Source organism: Pseudomonas sp. MF7453 (assembly GCF_016405455.1).
Classification (GTDB): Bacteria; Pseudomonadota; Gammaproteobacteria; order Pseudomonadales; family Pseudomonadaceae; genus Aquipseudomonas; species Aquipseudomonas paralactis.
On sequence record NZ_JAEKCN010000006.1, the window covers coordinates 136030 to 155208 of the forward strand.

17 protein-coding genes are annotated in these 19179 nt (G+C 60.8%); 12 read left to right on the forward strand and 5 right to left on the reverse strand.

Annotated features, from left to right (window positions below; genetic code table 11):
• The first annotated feature begins 204 nt into the window (after positions 1-204).
• From arnC to JFT63_RS11530, 12 genes are all read left to right on the forward strand, one after another.
• On the forward strand, positions 205-1239 hold the full coding sequence (gene arnC, locus JFT63_RS11475) for an undecaprenyl-phosphate 4-deoxy-4-formamido-L-arabinose transferase (protein ID WP_005788328.1): 1035 nt from the start codon (positions 205-207) through the stop codon (positions 1237-1239).
• Positions 1236-3227, forward strand: coding sequence for a bifunctional UDP-4-amino-4-deoxy-L-arabinose formyltransferase/UDP-glucuronic acid oxidase ArnA (gene arnA / locus JFT63_RS11480; protein WP_198843977.1), 1992 nt, complete (start codon positions 1236-1238; stop codon positions 3225-3227). Before arnC ends, arnA begins: the two co-directional genes overlap by 4 nt.
• Positions 3227-4111 carry a 4-deoxy-4-formamido-L-arabinose-phosphoundecaprenol deformylase gene (arnD, locus tag JFT63_RS11485; RefSeq protein ID WP_057703040.1) on the forward strand — a complete coding sequence of 295 codons (885 nt, stop codon included), beginning with the start codon at positions 3227-3229 and terminating at the stop codon, positions 4109-4111. Before arnA ends, arnD begins: the two co-directional genes overlap by 1 nt.
• The gene (gene arnT, locus JFT63_RS11490; RefSeq protein WP_186559978.1) at positions 4108-5763 is read left to right on the forward strand and encodes a lipid IV(A) 4-amino-4-deoxy-L-arabinosyltransferase; all 1656 of its coding nucleotides are present in this window, start codon (positions 4108-4110) and stop codon (positions 5761-5763) included. Before arnD ends, arnT begins: the two co-directional genes overlap by 4 nt.
• A complete protein-coding gene (gene arnE / locus JFT63_RS11495; protein WP_186559980.1) occupies positions 5760-6107 on the forward strand; it encodes a 4-amino-4-deoxy-L-arabinose-phosphoundecaprenol flippase subunit ArnE in 348 nt (115 codons plus the stop codon). Before arnT ends, arnE begins: the two co-directional genes overlap by 4 nt.
• Entirely contained in the window at positions 6104-6517 is a 414-nt protein-coding gene (gene arnF / locus JFT63_RS11500) for a 4-amino-4-deoxy-L-arabinose-phosphoundecaprenol flippase subunit ArnF (RefSeq protein ID WP_057703043.1), read from the forward strand. Before arnE ends, arnF begins: the two co-directional genes overlap by 4 nt.
• Positions 6514-7896, forward strand: coding sequence for a UDP-glucose dehydrogenase family protein (locus tag JFT63_RS11505; RefSeq protein WP_198843978.1), 1383 nt, complete (start codon positions 6514-6516; stop codon positions 7894-7896). Before arnF ends, JFT63_RS11505 begins: the two co-directional genes overlap by 4 nt.
• Positions 7897-9519 carry an ArnT family glycosyltransferase gene (locus JFT63_RS11510; RefSeq protein ID WP_198843979.1) on the forward strand — a complete coding sequence of 541 codons (1623 nt, stop codon included), beginning with the start codon at positions 7897-7899 and terminating at the stop codon, positions 9517-9519. It begins immediately after the preceding gene.
• A 321-nt stretch (positions 9520-9840) separates the two neighbouring features.
• Positions 9841-10029, forward strand: a complete 189-nt coding sequence (locus tag JFT63_RS11515) for a type VI secretion system contractile sheath small subunit (protein ID WP_269812657.1) — start codon at positions 9841-9843, stop codon at positions 10027-10029.
• Between the two features lie 165 nt (positions 10030-10194).
• Complete coding sequence (locus tag JFT63_RS11520) at positions 10195-10902, forward strand: HPP family protein (protein WP_057703046.1); 708 nt, start codon at positions 10195-10197, stop codon at positions 10900-10902.
• A 131-nt stretch (positions 10903-11033) separates the two neighbouring features.
• Entirely contained in the window at positions 11034-12134 is a 1101-nt protein-coding gene (locus JFT63_RS11525; protein ID WP_057703047.1) for an enoyl-CoA hydratase/isomerase family protein, read from the forward strand.
• Positions 12135-12137: 3 nt separating this feature from the next.
• Positions 12138-13289 carry an acyl-CoA dehydrogenase family protein gene (locus JFT63_RS11530; protein ID WP_198843980.1) on the forward strand — a complete coding sequence of 384 codons (1152 nt, stop codon included), beginning with the start codon at positions 12138-12140 and terminating at the stop codon, positions 13287-13289.
• A 130-nt stretch (positions 13290-13419) separates the two neighbouring features.
• On the opposite strand, the gene JFT63_RS11535 is transcribed toward JFT63_RS11530, so the two are convergent.
• The 5 genes from JFT63_RS11535 to JFT63_RS11555 are packed head-to-tail and all read right to left on the reverse strand — an operon-like array spanning position 13420 to position 18976.
• Entirely contained in the window at positions 13420-14193 is a 774-nt protein-coding gene (locus tag JFT63_RS11535; RefSeq protein ID WP_057703049.1) for an enoyl-CoA hydratase, read from the reverse strand.
• Between the two features lie 11 nt (positions 14194-14204).
• Positions 14205-15332, reverse strand: a complete 1128-nt coding sequence (locus JFT63_RS11540) for an acyl-CoA dehydrogenase (protein WP_057703050.1) — start codon at positions 15330-15332, stop codon at positions 14205-14207.
• A gap of 9 nt (positions 15333-15341) precedes the next feature.
• Positions 15342-16526 carry an acetyl-CoA C-acyltransferase gene (locus JFT63_RS11545; RefSeq protein ID WP_198843981.1) on the reverse strand — a complete coding sequence of 395 codons (1185 nt, stop codon included), beginning with the start codon at positions 16524-16526 and terminating at the stop codon, positions 15342-15344.
• An 11-nt stretch (positions 16527-16537) separates the two neighbouring features.
• Positions 16538-17305 carry an SDR family NAD(P)-dependent oxidoreductase gene (locus JFT63_RS11550; protein ID WP_057703052.1) on the reverse strand — a complete coding sequence of 256 codons (768 nt, stop codon included), beginning with the start codon at positions 17303-17305 and terminating at the stop codon, positions 16538-16540.
• Positions 17306-17326: 21 nt separating this feature from the next.
• Entirely contained in the window at positions 17327-18976 is a 1650-nt protein-coding gene (locus JFT63_RS11555; protein ID WP_198843982.1) for an AMP-binding protein, read from the reverse strand.
• Between the last annotated feature and the right edge of the window lie 203 nt (positions 18977-19179).

The window sequence follows — 19179 nt, forward strand, 5'->3', positions numbered from 1 at the left end:
GTTTTTCATCCGCCTTTCATATTCGTTGCACACATTTGCGCTTAACCTTGTCAGCAGTTCTTCAGAGCAATCCGTGGATTATCGACTAACCTATTGAAAACGCGTCAACTTTAGCGCCGTTTTGTAATCTGCGGCCTGTAGTTTCGTCCAATAATTGCTGCTGTTTTCACGCTTGAAGTTGCTTTAGCCCGAGGTCATGAATCTTTGAAACCCTACCCTATTCATTGCGTGTCGATCGTTATCCCGGTCTACAACGAACAAGAGAGCCTGCCTGAGCTGCTGCGTCGTACCACGGCAGCCTGCAAGCAACTGGCCTACGAATACGAAATCATCCTGGTGGATGACGGTAGCCGCGACAATTCAGCCCAACTGCTCGAAGACGCCGCTGCTGAAGAAGGCAGCCATGTCGTCGCGGTGATCCTCAACCGTAACTACGGCCAGCACGCCGCGATCATGGCCGGCTTCGAACAGTGCCGTGGCGAAGTCGTCATTACCCTCGATGCCGACCTGCAGAACCCGCCGGAAGAGATTCCGCGCCTGGTGGAGCAAGCTGCCCTGGGCTACGACGTAGTCGCCACCGTGCGTAACAACCGCCAGGACTCGGCGTTCCGCCGCTGGCCGTCGCGTTTGATCAACCTGGCCGTGCAGCGCTCCACCGGCGTGGCCATGACCGACTACGGCTGCATGTTGCGTGCCTACCGCCGCACCATCGTTGATGCCATGCTCGCCTGCCGGGAACGCAGCACCTTTATCCCGATTCTGGCCAACGGCTTTGCCCGCCACACAACCGAAATCCTCGTGCACCACGCCGAGCGTGAGCACGGCGAGTCCAAATACAGCGCCATGCGCCTGATCAGCCTGATGTTCGACCTGCTGACCTGCATGACCACCACGCCCTTGCGCCTGCTGTCCATCGTTGGTTTCAGTCTGGCGGCCCTGGGCGTGCTGTTCGCTTTTGCTCTGATCGTCATGCGCCTGGCCTTCGGCGCCGATTGGGCGGGCGACGGTCTGTTTGTGCTGTTCGCGGTGCTGTTCGTATTTACCGGCGGCCAATTCATCGGCATGGGCCTGTTGGGCGAATACCTGGGCCGCATGTACAGCGATGTACGCGCCCGCCCACGCTTCTTTATTGAAAAAGTGCTGCGCAACCAGCCGGCAGCACCGACTCCAGTCGTCGTCGTTGACGGCCTGGTGTCTTCCCATACTTCTACTTCTCCTTCCGATCAGGTTCAGTCATGAGTTCAAAAGCTGTTGTCTTCGCTTACCACGATATCGGCTGTGCAGGCATTGAAGCCTTGCTCGACGCGGGTTACGAAATTGCTGCGGTATTCACCCATGCCGATGACCCCAAGGAAAACAATTTCTACGGCTCCGTCGCCCAGCTCTGCGCACGCAATGGCATCCCGGTACACGCCCCGGAAGACGCCAACCACCCGCTGTGGATCGAGCGCATCGCCAAGCTGAACCCGGAGTACATCTTCTCCTTCTACTACCGCAACCTGCTGAGCGAACCGCTGCTGGCCACCGCCCGCAAAGGTGCGTTCAACCTGCACGGTTCGTTGCTGCCCAAATACCGCGGTCGCGCCCCGGCCAACTGGGTGCTGGTCAATGGCGAAACCGAAACCGGCGTGACCCTGCACCGCATGGTCAAGCGTGCCGATGCCGGCGCCATCCTCGCCCAGCAGAAAGTCAGCATCGACCGCACCGATACCGGCCTGAGCCTGCACGCCAAACTGCGGGATGCCGCCGCAACCCTGCTGCGCGATGCGCTGCCACAGCTGGCCCAGGGCAAGCTGACTGAAACCGCTCAGGACGAAAGCCGGGCCACTTACTTCGGCCGCCGCACCGCCGCCGATGGCAAGCTGGACTGGAAGCGGCCCGCCGAGCAGCTGTTCAACCTGGTTCGCGCCGTCACTCAGCCTTACCCGGGCGCCTTCTGCGCCGTCGGCGAGCATAAGCTCATCGTATGGCAAGCCGAAGTGCTCAAGAGCAATGAAGGTTTGGCGCCAGGTCGCGTAATCAGCGTCAACCCGCTGCGTATTGCCTGCGGTGAAGATTCCCTGGTGATCAAGTTTGGCCAGCGTAACGAAAACGGCCTGTACCTGGCCGGCCCGGCTTTAGCCGATGAACTGGGCCTGGTGGATGGCTCGGTACTGCGCGGCGCCGAGTCTGGCCGCAAGCCACGCCGTACCCGCGTGCTGATCCTGGGTGTGAATGGCTTTATCGGCAATCACCTGTCCGAGCGCCTGTTGCGTGACGACCGCTACGAAATCTACGGCCTGGATATTGGCTCCGACGCCATCGAGCGCCTGCGCAGCCACCCCAACTTCCATTACGTCGAAGGCGATATCAGCATTCACTCGGAGTGGATCGAGTACCACATCAAGAAATGCGACGTGGTCCTGCCATTGGTAGCGATCGCCACGCCAATCGAGTACACCCGCAACCCGCTGCGGGTATTCGAGCTGGACTTCGAAGAAAACCTCAAGCTGGTGCGCTACTGCGTCAAGTACAACAAACGCGTGATCTTCCCCTCGACCTCCGAAGTCTATGGCATGTGCCAGGACCAGTACTTCGACGAAGACACCTCCAACCTGGTGGTCGGCCCGGTCAACAAGCAGCGCTGGATCTACTCGGTGTCCAAGCAGTTGCTCGACCGCGTAATCTGGGCCTACGGCGACAAGGGCCTGAATTTCACCCTGTTCCGTCCGTTCAACTGGATGGGCCCGCGCCTGGACCGCCTGGACTCGGCACGTATCGGCAGCTCCCGCGCCATTACCCAATTGATCCTCAACCTGGTGGAAGGTACGCCGATCCGCCTGTTTGACGGTGGTGAACAAAAGCGTTGCTTCACCGACATTGCCGACGGCATCGAAGCCCTGGCGCGCATCATTGATAACGACAACGATGTCTGCAACGGCCAGATCATCAACATCGGCAACCCGGAAAACGAAGCAAGCATCCGTCAGTTGGGCGAAGAGCTGCTGCGTCAGTTCGAGGCTCACCCGCTGCGCCACAACTTCCCACCGTTCGCAGGTTTCCGCGACGTAGAAAGCAAGGCCTTCTACGGTACCGGTTACCAGGACGTGGCCCACCGCAAGCCAAGCATCGAAAACGCCAAGCGCCTGCTGAACTGGGAGCCGAGCGTGCAGATGAGCGAAACCATCGGCAACACCCTGGATTTCTTCCTGCGTGAAGCCATGCTTGAAATTGCGGATAAAAAGTAATGCAGGCAGGTCTTCGCATCGACGTCGACACCTACCGTGGCACCCGTGAAGGTGTGCCGCGGCTGCTCGAATCCCTGGATGAAGCCGGGGTGAAGGCGACGTTCTTCTTCAGTGTCGGGCCGGACAACATGGGGCGCCATCTGTGGCGCCTGATCCGCCCGCAGTTCCTGTGGAAGATGCTGCGCTCCAACGCTGCCGGTCTGTATGGCTGGGATATTTTGCTGGCCGGCACCGCCTGGCCGGGCAAACCGATTGGCCGCGACCTGGGGCATCTGATGCGCCAGGCCAAGGCCGCCGGGCATGAAGTCGGCCTGCACGCCTGGGATCACCATGGTTGGCAGGCCAACACCGGGCGTTGGAGCGAGGCACAGCTGGTCGAGCAGATTCGGCGTGGTGTGCAGACCTTGAGCGACATCCTGGGTGAGCGCGTGGACTGTTCAGCGGCCGCCGGATGGCGCGCCGATGAGCGTGTAGTGCAAGCCAAGCAAGGCTTCAACTTTCGCTACAACAGTGATTGCCGGGGTACCAGCCTGTTCCGACCGACGCTGGCCGATGGCAGCGCGGGCACCCCACAAATTCCGGTAGACCTGCCGACCTTCGACGAAGTCGTCGGGCCGGTAGTGGCTGCCAACGATTTCAACCGCTTCATCCTGGACCGGTTCAGCGCGTCGAAGCTGAACGTCTACACCATCCACGCAGAAGTCGAAGGGATTCTGATGGCCAATGATTTTCGCCAGTTGCTCGCCCAGGCAGGGCAGCGCGGCATTGATTTCAAACCCTTGGGTGATCTTCTGCCGGCAGATGTAACCACCCTTCCCCAGCAAAAACTGGTGCGCGGCGCATTGAGCGGTCGCGAGGGTTGGCTGGGAGTACAGCAGGCATGATTCGTCGCTGGGCCTTGCCCCTGCTCCTGCTGGCGTTTGCCGCGTTTTACCTGCTGCCGCTGGCCACCCATGGTTTGTGGATTCCTGATGAAACCCGCTACGCGCAGATCAGCCAGGAAATGCTGCTGACCGGCAAATGGGCCTCGCCGCACTTCATGGGCATTCGTTACTTCGAAAAACCCGCTGCGGGCTACTGGATGATCGCGCTGGGCCAGGCGATTTTCGGCCAGAACCTGTTCGGCGTGCGCTTTGCCTCGGCGTTGAGCAGCGCCCTGAGCATTGTGCTGGTTTACCTGGTATCCCGCCGATTGTGGAATGACCCGCACAAAAGCCTGGTCAGCACCCTGCTGTACATGAGTTTCCTCAGCGTGGCTGCCCTGGGTGGTTATTCCAACCTGGACCCGCAGTTCACTTTCTGGGTCAACCTGACCGGTGTGGCGTTGTGGTTCTGCTTCGACAGCAGCACACGGCGCGGCCGCTTGTGGTCATGGACGCTGTTGGGTTTCGCCTGCGGCATGGGCTTCATGACCAAGGGTTTCCTGGCCTGGTTGCTGCCGGTGTTGATCGCCCTGCCCTACGCCCTCTGGCAAAAACGCCTGGGTGAGTTGTTCACGTTTGGTGGCGTGGCCGTGGTGGTCGCAATTGCTGTCAGCCTCCCCTGGGCTTTGGCTGTACACCTGCAAGAACCGGATTACTGGCATTTCTTTTTTTGGCACGAGCATATTCAACGCTTTGCCGGAGAAGACGCCCAGCACGCCGAACCTTTCTGGTATTACCTGCCGCTGCTGGTCGCGTTCGCGCTTCCTTGGGTGGCCCTGCTGCCGTCCACGTTCAAGCAGGCGTGGCTGCAAAAGCGCGCGCCGAAAACCGCCTTTCTGCTGCTGTGGCTGTTGATGCCGCTGGCGTTTTTCAGCCTGGCCAAGGGCAAGTTGCCCTCCTACATCATGCCGTGCATGTTGCCCCTGGCGTTGCTGATGGGCTCGACCTTGAGCGACAAGCTCAAGCAGGGCCATGCTCGCGTCCTGCGCATTAATGGCTGGCTGAACCTCGCAATCGGGGTGCTGGCATTGCTGGCCCTCAGCTGGTTCCAGTTGAAGAAACCGGTGTACGAGCCGGGTGAGGAAACCTTCAGTCTGGTGCTGGTGTTCACCTTCCTGTTCGGCTGGATCGTGGTCAATCTGTTGCAAGCGGCACGGCCCTTGACGTTGTGGGCCGCGCCGCTGATTGGCAGCGGGTTATTGGTGTTATTGGTGCCTGCAGCGCTGCCCCATTCGGTGGTTTATAACAAGACCCCGGACCAATTCATCATCGATCACATTGACGAGTTGCAGCCCTCTGTCGCCCTGCTGAGTAATGATCTGGGCGCCGCTTCTGCGCTGTCATGGCGTCTCAAACGCCCGGATATCACGCTTTACAACACCTCTGGCGAGGTCAAGTACGGGCTGGCTTACGCCGATACGGCCCATCGATTGGTCGACCCTAACTCTATCCAGGCGTGGATGGCACAAACCCGCCGCACCGGCGCCGTCGGCGTGGTTATGCGCCTGAACAGCCAAGGTGAAAAGGAAGAGCTTGCGCTGCTGCCAACCGATGGCAAGCGTTATGCCCAGGGCAAGATCGTGATTCTGATTTTCCCGCAGGTCGCGCCATGATCACCCTGCTGCTGTTGCTCAGCGCCTGCTTGCTTACCTGCATGGGCCAGGTCTCGCAAAAGTTCGCCGTGGAAAGCTGGCGGAACATGCCCGAAGGCTGGGCATTGAGGCTGCGCTCGCCGTGGTTATGGTCAGCGCTGGTGTGCCTGGGTCTGGGCCTGTTGGTGTGGCTGCTGGTAGTGCAGCGCCTGGAAGTGGGGGTTGCCTACCCCATGCTCAGCCTGAATTTTGTGCTGGTCACACTGATGGCGCGCTTTGTATTTCACGAACCCATCGATGGCCGTCACTGGCTGGGTGTGGGGCTGGTGATTGCCGGCGTCGTCTTGCTGGGGCGCCAGGTATGAGCCGCACACAGGGTTTCGCCCTGGCCCTGGGCAGTGTCGGCCTGGTGAGTGGCGCCCAACTGGGCATGCGCTGGAGCATGACGCGCCTGCCCCTGCCCACCGAGTGGCTGGCTGCCTTTAACAGCAACAGCATCGACCCTGGCGCCCTGGGCGTGGTGATCCTGGCGATCATTGCCTACGCGCTGTCGATGCTCTGCTGGCTTGGCGCGCTCAAGCATCTGCCACTGGGCCGAGCCTACTCGTTGCTCAGCATCAGCTACGCACTGGTCTACCTGCTGGCCGCCAGCCTGCCGGTGTTCAACGAAGCTTTCTCGCTTTCAAAAACCCTGGGGGTGGCCTTGGTCATCCTCGGCGTACTGGTTATCAACTCTCGTCGTGCTTGCACCTCAAGTCCCAGGAATACCCCATGAAAATCAGCGTATTTGGTAGTGGTTACGTTGGTCTGGTACAGGCCACTGTATTAGCCGAAGTCGGTCACGATGTCATTTGCATGGACGTTGACAAAAGCAAGGTCGAGTCGCTCCAGAAAGGGCACGTGACCATCTTCGAGCCGGGCCTGGCCGCGATGGTCAAGGACAACCTGGAAAGCGGTCGCCTGCGTTTTACCTATGACGAAAAACTCGCCGTCGAGCACGGTGAAGTGCTGTTCATTGCCGTGGGAACGCCGTCGGATGAAGACGGTTCTGCCGACCTCAAATACGTGCTCTCGGTGGGTGACGCCGTGTCCCGCCACCGCGTGGAGCCGGTAATCCTGGTGGAGAAGTCCACCGTGCCCGTCGGCACTGGCGACACCTTGCGCGCCCATATCGAAAAGAACCTGCATATCGCTGGCCGTCAGCTGGAGTTCGATATCGTCTCCAACCCGGAATTCCTCAAGGAAGGCTCGGCCGTTGCCGACTGCCGCCGCCCGGACCGCATCATCATTGGCTGTGAGCGCGAGGAAGTGCGTGAGGTCATGCGCGACCTGTACGCGCCGTTCAACCGCAACCATGACCGCATCATCTTCATGGACCTGCGCAGCGCCGAACTGACCAAGTACGCCGCCAACTGCATGTTGGCCACCAAGATCAGCTTCATCAACCAGATCGCCGAGCTGGCCGAACACCTGGGCGCCGATATTGAATCGGTGCGCCTGGGCATTGGTGCCGATTCGCGAATCGGCTACCACTTCATCTACCCAGGTTGTGGTTACGGCGGTTCGTGCTTCCCCAAAGACATGCGTGCCTTGATCCATAGCGCCAAGCAAGCCAACTGCTCCAGCGACCTGCTCGAAGCAGTGGAAGCCATCAACCAGCGCCAGAAGAGCAAGCTGTTCGAGCGCATCAATGCGTTCTTCAAGGGCAATCTCAAGGGCAAGACCTTCGCGCTGTGGGGCCTGGCCTTCAAACCCAACACCGATGACATGCGCGACGCTCCCAGCCGCGTGCTGATGGAAGCCCTGTGGGCCGCCGGTGCCAATGTGCGCGCCTTCGACCCGGAAGCCATGCAGGAAACCCAGCGGATCTATGGCGACGACCCGCGCCTGATGTTGATGGGGACTCCGGAGTCCACCCTGGGCGGCGCCGATGCGCTGATCGTGTGCACCGAATGGCAGCAGTTCAAGGCACCGGACTTCGACCTGATTCACCAGCGCTTGAAAACCCCGGTGATCTTCGACGGCCGCAACCTGTATGACGGCGAACGCTTGACGCGCAAAGGCTTCAAGTATTTTCCCATTGGCCGTGGTGATTCCTGCGAGTTGCCGATCCCCCAGCAAAACTGGGTTGAACAGGTCAGGGATGTCGGCTAGGTGAACAAGGCTTTCCCATCCATGCAGAGCGCCACGATCCGCCGCCAGTCGCTGGGGCTCGGGCTGTTGGCGCTGGTGCTGTTTATCGCCGGCAACTGGCACCAGGCAATTATCGGTTTTGATTCGCGCTTCGTGATGTTCGCCCAGGAAATGCTGCGCCACGGGCCAGGTTTTTTCCCCACGACCTACGGCCAACCGTATGCCGACTACCTGGCCACTTCAACGCTGCTGACCTGGCTGCTGTCATTGCCTCTGGGCCAGGTCACCAGCCTGACGGCATGGCTGCCCAGTGCTGTCGCCTCAGCACTGATCGTCATGCTGGTTTATCGCCTGACTGCGCCCTACTCCCTGCGCTGGGGGATGTTGAGCGTGGCAATGTTGCTGCTCAGCAGCACCTTCGTCAGCGAAACCCGCGCGGTCTCCCTGGACCAGATGCTCGCCGCCGTGACCCTGGCGGTGTTTTACCTGGGCTATGCCCATGATCACTTCGCTGCTGCCAAGCGCTTGCATTGGGTGTTTGTGTTGCTGCTGCTCGGGTTTGCCCTGCGTGGGCCGATTGGTTTGGTGATTCCCACTGGCGTGTTGTGCAGCTATTACCTGATCAACCAGCAGTGGCGTCGTTTGTTCAGCTTCGGCCTGCTGGCGTTGGCGCTGCTGGCGGCGTGCGTCGGCCTGTTGCTGCTGCTGGCCAAGCTCAGCGGCGGCGAAGACTTCATGCATGACGTGATTCGTATGCAGTTTCTGGGGCGCATGGATGGCAGCGAAGGCTCCGGCGGTGTGCTGTATTACTTCACCAGTTCCCTGGGCAACTACGCCCTGGCTTATCCGCTGGCAGTCCTGGTGCTGGTGGCGATCATGATCGGCGGGCGGCGTGCGCCGGAGCCCGCGTTGAAGCTGGTGCTGTATTGCGCAGCGGCGGGTGTGCTGGTGATGGTAGGCCTGTCGGTACCCCAGGCGAAAAAAGCGCGCTATATCCTGCCGATGTTGCCGATGGCCGCGATCATCGCCGCGTACCCGTTCCAGGCGACACAGGGGCGACTGTTTGCCTGGCTGCGCGGCCTGACGCTGGGCGTCTGGACACTATTGCCGACGCTGTTGGTGATTGGCCTGCTGATGGCACGGCGGCGTTATCCGCAACCGCTGGCCAACCTCGAAGTAATCTTCGTCGTACTTGGCCTGCTTCAGACCCTGGCGCTGCTGACCCTGCTCAAGTCGCGGCTGCGTACATTTGGCCCGGCCCTGGCCGCAGTGCTGGCCCTTTGGACAACCTACATCCTGGTGGTTGAACCCCTGGAGCGTCAGTTATACGACACCCGCACGTTCAGCCTCGCCGTCAAGGCGCAAGTCCTGCAGCAACCAGCGCCCGTGGTGCTGCACGCGCTGGGTAAAGATGCGAAAGCCATCAAGTTCATGGTCAACTTCGATTGTGACAAGGTGCCGCTGTTTACCCAATTGCCCATCGAATTGAAGCCGATTCAGGCGCCGGCATGGTTGGTCATGAGCCAGGCCGACTTCCAGGCGCTGGACGATCCACGCCTGCGTTCAATTACGCCCACGCTGACAGGCGAGTTCGACAAGAACCCTTACGTATTGCTGCATCTGGTAAAAACCACAGTGCCATAAGCACTTTTCCAGGGGCATTGTAAGAAAGAGCGCCGACTCTTTAATGGGTGGGCGTCTTTCATCAAAGGCACCAAGAAAACACCTACATTCCTTTGCGTAATGGCTGGTGCACTTTCCCTTCCTGTGCCTGGAACCCGACGGTAGACTCGCTGCCACGTGCACTAAGTATTTACCACCCGATCGTCAGGGCTGTCCCGAAAGCGCTTGGGTCAAGGCACGCCATAATTACAAGGACGTTGTAGGCTGCCCACGCGCGATGGCTTACTTCATCGAGAGGACAATGCCGTGCGAGAGGAACTGTTGAATGTACCTGTACCAAGACTGGATCGGCTGATGGCATTGCGCGACGCGCTGGTGGCGTTAAAGGGGCCGCTCGCAGACGACCCCAGGCTGCGCGAAGATCTGCATGAGCGCTTGTTCAATGAAGAGGCCAATAACCGGGTGTTGGGCAAAGTCAGCCCACCAGCGCCCACTGTGGCAGGCTCCATTAGCTTGGGCGATGCCTTTTAACTGCATTAGTTTTGCGTTTAACCCTCATTAATATGCACTGGTACGATCGGGTCAACCTCGGCAAACTGCGCAGGTTCCTCCCCCAAATATTGGAACGTTCAAAGGGCTGCACCGGGAAACCAGGCAGGCCTTTTTTTTCGCCCGCCGTTTATGGATCGTCTTTACATGCTCGCTCGCTGGTTACCCGCTTCAATCAACACCCGCCCCGCTGAATGGAGCCGTGCCGGGATCGGCATGGCCTTGGGAACCCTGCTCAGTGTCTGGGCTTGCGCCCAGGTATTCGGCATGGAGGTTGCCCTGCATTTGCTCGGGCCCCTTGGCGCTTCGGCCGTGTTGCTGTTCGCGGTGTCCTCGGGAGCGCTGGCCCAGCCATGGTCAATCATGGGCAGTTACCTGTGTGCCGGTATCGTTGCCTTGCTGGTGGCACGGGTACTGGGGCGAACCCTGGGCAGCGCGTGCCTGGCGGCAGGCATGACGGTAATCCTGATTTGTTGGCTGCGTTGTTTGCACCCACCGGCCGGTGGCCTGGCCATGACGCTGGTGCTGGCCGACCCTGCGTCCATCGCCCTGGGCTGGTACGAACTGGCGCCTGTTATGCTGGGTGCCGGCGCTCTGCTGGGGTGCGCGCTGGTCTACAACAATGCCACGCGCACGCGGTATCCCAAGGGGTTGGCCGAGCCTGCACCTGTGGTCCTCGGCGTTCAGCCCGTCAGCGATCCGTCGATCACAGCGGCCGACCTCAAGCTGGCGCTGGCCGAAATGGAGCAGTTTTACGATGTCGAGCCAACCGAGCTGGAGCAGCTGATCCACGCAGCGGAAGGACACGCACGGCGGCGCAGTATCGGTGAGGTCCTGGCCAACCGCGTGGTTTGATCCCTGCTGCATAAATGCAACAACGACCTGCATGATTGAAGGTTGTACTGGGCAAATTTGCACTGGTACGATCGCGAGAAGGTTCGCCCGCGAACATCTTGATAAAGAACAATAAAAGCAGGGAGTTAGTGATGACTGCTCAGGTTTCATCCGAAGCAAGCCGCGCCGATATTCAGCAACAAGTACTGAGTGAAGTGCGTAACCATATCGGCCACCTCACCCTCAATCGCCCCGCCGGCTTGAATGCCATCACCCTCGACATGGTCCGCCAGCTGACTGCGCAGTTGCAGGCGTGGGCCGATGACCCGCAGGTATACGCAGTGGTGCTGCGCGGCGCCGGCGAAAAAGCCTTCTGCGCCGGCGGCGACATCCGTTCGCTGTACGACAGCTTCAAGAACGGCGACACCCTGCACCAGGATTTCTTCGTCGAAGAATATGCCCTCGACCTGGCTATCCACCATTACCGTAAACCGGTGGTGGCATTGATGGACGGCTTCGTCCTCGGCGGCGGCATGGGCCTGGTACAAGGCGCGGACCTTCGGGTCGTGACTGAACGCAGCCGTCTGGCGATGCCGGAAGTGGCTATCGGCTACTTCCCCGATGTAGGTGGCAGTTATTTTCTGTCGCGTATTCCCGGTGAGCTGGGAACCTACCTTGGCGTGACCGGCGTGCAGATACGTGCCGCCGATGCGCTGTATTGCGGACTGGCCGACTGGTCTATCGACAGCGCCAAACTCCCCGCCCTGGACAACAAACTCGACCAGCTGCAATGGAGCGATTCACCCCTCAAGGATTTGCAAGGTGTGCTAGCCAAACTGGCGGTGCAGCAATTGCCCGATGCGCCGCTGGCGGCCCTGCGCCCGGTTATTGATCACTTCTTCGCGCTGCCGGACGTACCGAGCATCGTTGAGCAATTACAGGCAGTTACCGTCGCCGACACCCATGAATGGGCATTGAATACCGCCCACCTGATGCAGACCCGTTCGCCCTTGGCCATGGCCGTGACTTTGCAAATGCTGCGTCGTGGCCGGCACCTTGCGCTGGAACAGTGCTTTGCTCTGGAGCTGCACCTGGACCGCCAATGGTTCGAGCGTGGCGATCTGATCGAAGGCGTTCGCGCCCTGATCATCGACAAGGATAAAGCCCCACGCTGGAACCCGCCCACGCTCGATGCGCTGGACGACGGCCATGTCGATAGCTTCTTCCGCGACTTCGCGCAGATTGGGAAATAAGCCATGCAAGATCTTGAATACACAGAAGAACAAATCATGATCCGCGACATGGCGCGCGACTTCGCCCGTGGCGAAATCGCCCCTTACGCCCAAGCCTGGGAAAAAGCCGGCTGGATCGACGACGCGCTGGTGGCGAAGATGGGCGAGCTGGGCCTGCTCGGCATGGTGGTCCCGGAAGAATGGGGCGGCACCTATGTGGACTATGTGGCCTACGCGCTGGCCGTGGAGGAGATCTCTGCAGGTGACGGCGCCACTGGCGCCTTGATGAGTATCCATAATTCAGTGGGTTGCGGGCCTATCCTCAACTACGGCACAGCCGAGCAAAAACACACCTGGCTGGCCGAACTCGCCAGCGGCCAGGCCATCGGCTGCTTCTGCCTGACCGAACCTCAGGCCGGCTCCGAAGCGCACAACCTGCGCACCCGCGCCGAATTGAAGGACGGCCAGTGGGTCATCAACGGCGCCAAGCAATTTGTCAGCAACGGCAAGCGTGCGAAGTTGGCCATCGTGTTTGCGGTGACCGATCCGGAATTGGGCAAGAAGGGTATTTCAGCGTTTCTGGTGCCTACCGACACCCCGGGGTTTGTGGTCGACCGCACCGAACACAAGATGGGCATCCGTGCCTCGGACACCTGTGCCGTTACGCTCAACCAATGCAGCGTGCCCGAAGCCAACCTGCTGGGTGAGCGCGGCAAGGGCCTGGCGATCGCCCTGTCCAACCTGGAAGGTGGACGCATCGGGATTGCCGCCCAGGCTCTGGGCATTGCCCGCGCCGCCTTTGAAGCAGCACTGGCTTATGCCCGGGATCGGGTGCAGTTCGACAAGGCAATCATCGAACACCAGAGCGTGGCCAACCTGTTGGCCGACATGCAAACGCAGCTGAACGCAGCGCGCTTGCTGATCCTCCACGCGGCACGCCTGCGCACCGCCGGTAAACCGTGCTTGTCCGAAGCGTCACAGGCCAAGCTGTTTGCCTCGGAAATGGCCGAGCGGGTCTGCTCCAAGGCGATGCAGATCCATGGTGGGTATGGGTATCTGGAGGATTATCCGGTGGAGCGTTACTACCGGGATGCGCGGATCACGCAGATTTACGAAGGCACCAGCGAAATTCAGCGGATGGTGATTGCCAGGGAGTTGAAAAACTACCAGTTCTAACGGACACCACACAAAACCTTGTGGGAGCTGGCTTACCTGCGATGCAGACACCTCGGTACATCAGTAAACCGAGGCGATGCCATCGCAGGCAAGCCAGCTCCCACCTTTGCTCTGCGGCGTTTGGCAGGGTTTACTTATCCTTGAACGCCGGCGCCCGCTTGGCCACGAATGCGGCCATGCCTTCCTTCTGATCCTGGGTCGCGAACGCCGCGTGGAACACCCGGCGCTCAAAGCGCACGCCTTCGGACAGGCTGACTTCAAAGGCGCGGTTCACGCTCTCCTTGACCATCATGCTGATCGGCACTGACTTACCGGCGATCAGGGTCGCGACTTTCAGCGCTTCTTCCAGCAGTTCATCGGCCGGCACGATACGCGCCACAATCCCACAACGCTCGGCTTCGACGGCATCGATAAAGCGCCCGGTCAGGCACATTTCCATGGCCTTGGCTTTGCCCACGGCGCGGGTCAGACGCTGTGTGCCGCCCATGCCCGGCAGCACGCCGAGGTTGATTTCCGGCTGGCCGAATTTGGCATTGTCACCGGCCAGGATAAAGTCGCACATCAGCGCCAGTTCACAGCCGCCACCCAGGGCAAAGCCGTTCACCGCGGCGATGATTGGCTTGCGGCGGTTGGCCACCCGGTCGCTGTCGCTGAACAGGTCGTCCATGTAGATCTGCGGGTAGGTCAGCTCGGCCATTTCCTTGATGTCGGCACCGGCCGCAAAGGCTTTTTTCGAGCCGGTCAGCACGATGCAGCCGATTTCCGGGTTGGCTTCCAGGCTATCCAGCGCCTGGTTCAGTTCGCTGACCAGTTGCGCATTCAGCGCATTCAACGCCTCGGGACGGTTGAGGGTAATCAGCCCGACGCGGCCCTGGACGTCAAGCAGGATGGTTTCGTAGCTCATGTATCGACTCCTTAAAGATTGCGTGAGATGACCATGCGTTGGATATCGCTGGTGCCTTCGTAAATCTGGCAGACCCGCACATCGCGGTAGATCCGCTCCAGGGGAAAGTCGCTCAGGTAACCGTAACCGCCCAGGGTTTGCAAGGCGGCCGAGCAGACTTTCTCAGCCATTTCCGAGGCAAACAACTTGGCCATGGACGCCTCCACCAGCGCCGGCTGGCCGCTGTCACGCAGGGCCGCGGCGTAATGCACCATCTGCCGGGCCACAGCAATCTGCGTGGCCATGTCGGCCAGGCGAAAGGCGACGGCCTGGTGTTCGATCAACGGCTTGCCGAAGCTTTCCCGCTCACGGGCATAGTCACGGGCCGCTTCGAAGGCGGCGCGGGCCATGCCTACCGACTGGGACGCGATGCCGACTCGGCCGCCCTCAAGGTTGGCCAGGGCGATCTTGTAGCCCTCGCCCTCCTCGCCCAGGCGATTGGCCACAGGCACCTTCACGTCTTCAAACAGGATCTGGCAAGTGTCGGACGCATGTTGCCCGAGTTTGTCTTCGACCCGTGCCACGCTATAGCCCGGTGAGTCAGTGGGGACGATGAAGGCGCTGATCCCGCGTTTGCCCGCTGCCGGGTCAGTGACGGCAAACACAATCACGACCCCGGCGTTTTGCCCAGAGGTGATGAACTGTTTGCAGCCATTGAGTACATAGTGATCGCGTTCAAGACGCGCACGGGTCTTCAGGCTGCTGGCATCGGAGCCCGCCTGGGGTTCGGTCAATGCGAAGGCACCGAGCATGGTGCCGCTGGCCAGGGGCGTGAGGAACTCGGCCTTTTGCTGGTCATTGCCGAATTTAAGGATCGGCACGCAGCCCACCGAGTTATGCACGCTCATGATCGTCGAGCACGCACCGTCGCCTGCGGCGATTTCTTCCAGGGCCATGGCGTAGGCCAGGTAGCCGGTGTCACAACCGCCCCACTGCTCCGGCACCAACATGCCGAAAAAGCCCAGCTCGGCCATTTCAGCGATGGCTTCTTTGGGAAAGCGATGCTCGCGATCCCACTCGGCGGCGAACGGCTTCAAGCGTTCCTGGGCAAATTGCCGGGCGGCGTCGCTGATTTGCAGTTGTTCGTCATTGGGCAGCATAAGTCATCCTTAGTAGAGGCATTCAACGGCCATGGCCGTGGCTTCACCGCCGCCGATGCAAATGGCCGCGACGCCACGCTTGAGGCCCCTCTGGCGCAGGGCCGACAGCAGTGTCACCAGGATTCGCGCACCCGAAGCACCAATGGGATGGCCCAAGGCGCAGGCACCGCCATGCACGTTGACCTTGTCGTGAGGGATCTCAAGCTTGCTCATGGTCACCAGGCTCACCACAGCAAAGGCTTCGTTGATTTCAAACAGGTCGACGTCTTCCAGGCTCCAGCCGGTTTTGCTCATCAGCTTGCGGATCGCCCCCACCGGCGCCACCGGAAACAGCCCCGGCTCATCGGCAAATGCCGCGTGCCCGTGGATCACCGCCAAAGGCTTGAGGCCACGTTTGTGGGCCTCGGACTCGCGCATCAGCAGCAATGCCGCAGCGCCGTCGGAGATCGAGCTGGAGTTGGCCGCGGTGACGGTGCCGCTTTCACGGAACGCCGGTTTCAAGCTGGCGATCTTGTCCAGCCTGGCTTTAGGCGGCTGTTCATCGTGCAAGATGGTTTTTTGTTCCTTGCCCACGGTGACCTGCACCGGCACGATCTCGCTGGCGAAGCTGCCATGGGTGATGGCCTCCTGCGCGCGTGTCAGGGAGGTGATCGCGAAGGCATCCTGAGCTTCCCGGGTAAAGCCGTTATGCTCGGCGCAATCTTCGGCAAAAGTGCCCATCAGGCGGCCCTTGGCGTAGGCGTCTTCCAGGCCGTCGAGGAACATATGGTCAAGCACCTTGCCGTGGCCCATGCGGTAGCCACTGCGTGCACGATCCAGCAGGTACGGGGCGTTGGACATGCTTTCCATACCGCCTGCGATCACCACATCGACACTGCCGGCGCGCAGTGAATCATGGGCCAGAATCGTCGCCTCCATGCCCGAGCCGCACATTTTGTTCAGGGTGGTGCAGCGGGTGCCTTTATCCAGCCCCGCGCCCAGGGCCGCCTGGCGTGCCGGTGCCTGCCCGAGACCGGCCGGCAGCACGCAACCAAACAGCACCTCATCCACGGCATCGGTGGCGAGACCGGCCCGTTCAACGGCGGCACGAATCGCCGCCGCGCCCAGCTGCGGTGCGGTCAGGCTTTTGAGATCGCCCTGAAACCCGCCCATGGGCGTGCGCACGGCGCTGACAATCACAATAGGGTCGTTCATACAGCCGTTCCTTACTTGGCGGCCATGCGCAAGGCGCCGTCGAGACGGATCACCTCGCCATTAAGCATGCTGTTTTCAAGGATATGTCGCACCAGCGCGGCATATTCGTCGGGTTTGCCCAGGCGTGGCGGAAACGGCACGCCGGCGGCAAGGGAGTCACGTACTTCTGGGGTCATGCCGGCCATCATCGGGGTTTCGAAAATGCCCGGGGCGATGGTCATCACGCGGATACCGAAACGCGCCAGTTCCCGTGCGGCGGGCAAGGTCAAACTGGCAATCGCGCCTTTGGACGCGGCATACGCAGCCTGGCCGATCTGCCCATCGAACGCCGCCACCGAGGCGGTATTGATGATCACACCGCGTTCGCCGTCGGCATTGGCTTCGGTTTCTGCGATCGCCGCAGCGGCCAGGCGCAACAGGTTGAAGCTGCCGATCAGGTTGACGTTGATCACCTGGGCAAAGCTGGCCAGCCCGTGAGGGCCGTTCTTGCCGAGGATTTTCTCGCCGCGCACCACACCCGCGCAGTTGATCAACCCATGCAAGCCTCCAAACGCCTCGACAGCCGCTTTAACGGCCGCTTCGGCAGCCGCTTCCTGACTGATATCCGCGACGGTGCTGCGGGCGTTGTCGCCCAGTTGTGTGGCCTTTGCCGCAACCGCGTCGGCGTTCAAGTCCACCAGCATCACCTTGGCACCGGCCGCGATGAGCATGTCAGCCGTGGCCGCACCGAGGCCCGAAGCACCGCCGCTGACCAGAAATACCTTGTTTTCAATCTGCATCGTTATGTCCTTTGAGTGGGGTCAAGCCACGGCCGCCTGGGCTTTGGCTATTTCCTGATTGCGCAAAATAAAGCGTTGCAGCTTGCCGCTTGGGGTTTTGGGCAAGTCGCTGACAAATTCGATTTCCCGTGGGTAAGCATGAGCGGCCAGGCGCTGACGTACATGCAGGCGCAGCTCTTCGGCCAGTTCCGGGGTGGCGCGGTATTGCTCGCTGAGCACCACGAAGGCTTTCACCAACTCGGTACGCTCAGGGCAAGGCTTGCCGACCACGGCGGCCTCGATCACCGCCGGGTGCTCAACCAGAGCGCTTTCCACATCGAACGGCCCTACGCGGTAGCCGGAGGTGGTGATCACGTCATCGCTGCGCCCCACAAAGCTGATACTGCCATCGGGGTTCAACTCCACGGTATCGCCGCTGAGGTAGTACTTGCCGACGAAGGCTTTGGTCTTCACACCGTCGTAGCCGGCGAACCAGCACATCGGCGATTGTTCGCGGTCGATGGCCAGAATGCCCGGTTGGCCGGCGGGCAATTCCTGGTAGTTGTCATCCAGCACCACAATGCGATGCCCGGGTGAAGCGAACCCCGCCGAGCCCACATGCACCGGATGCGTCAGGCCGTGGTGATTGCACAGCACCATGCCCAGCTCGGTCTGGCCGTAGTGATCGTGGATGGTCACGTCCAGGTTGTCGGCGAACCAACGGATCACCTCCGGGTTCAACGGCTCGCCGGCACTGCTGACGATGCGCAGCTTGCCCTTGATTGAGCGGGCGAACTGCTCGCCCCCGGCAATCAGCAGGCGATACGCTGTGGGCGAGCCGGTCAGGTTGGTGATCGCGTATTTATTGATGACCCGGCAGGTGCTTTCCAGGGTGAACGGGCCATCGTAGAAGGTGATCGGATGCCCCATGGACAACGGCCCGGTCACACCGAAATAGATGCCGTAGGCCCAGCCTGGGTCGGCGACGTTCCAGAACGCGTCTTCTGGGCGCAGGTCGACGGCGTCGCGCATGTACCCCTGGAACGCGACAATCGCCTTGAGCGGCACCGCCAGAGCCTTGGAGGGGCCAGTGGTGCCCGAGGTGAACATCAGCAGGAACGGATCATCCGCGCCCAGCAACACCGGCTCGCAGACGTTGGAATAGTTGGGCAGCTCGGCCCAGAAGCTGAAGTCGCCGCGCACGATGCCCTCGCCCTTGGCCCCGGTGACAGTGACAATGGTCGGGCAACCGGCGACTTCGGCCAGCTTGGCGCGGTTCACCGCGTCGGTGACCACCAGCGCGGCGCCTGAGCTGGTCAGTCGATGTTCAATGGCCTTGGGGCCGAAGGCCGTAAACAGCGGCTGATAAACCGCGCCGATGCGCCAGGTGGCCAACACGACCACCAGCAATTCGGCCGTACGTGGCAACAGCCCGGCCACCTTGTCACCGCGCTTGACGCCCTGTGCGAGAAGGAAATTGGCGAAGCGTGCGGCCTGGTCCTGCAGTTCGGTAAAGGTCGACGTGGAACTGCGCCCGTCCCGGCCCTCCCAGAACAATGCGATGCGCCCCGGCAGCGCATGGCGGTCACAGCACTCCACGCAGGCGTTGAGCGCCTGCAGGTTGCCGGCCAGTGCGGCATCGACAGTGCGCTGATAATCAAACTCGGTGGTGGCGGCCAGGTACTCACGCATCGTTTCAATCCTTCTGTGTTTTTATTTTCAGGACTTTTAACTGGATAAATCGGCTGAAATAGTCGCTCCAGAGCGTTGCAGGGGCAATGGTCAAAGCCTTCAACTTGGCTGACTGGTTTGGCCAACCGGCGATCATTGATCCCAACGATCAGACGGTCGATCCAAGTGATTGGACGCTCTGCATACCAGCTTCTACCCTGATG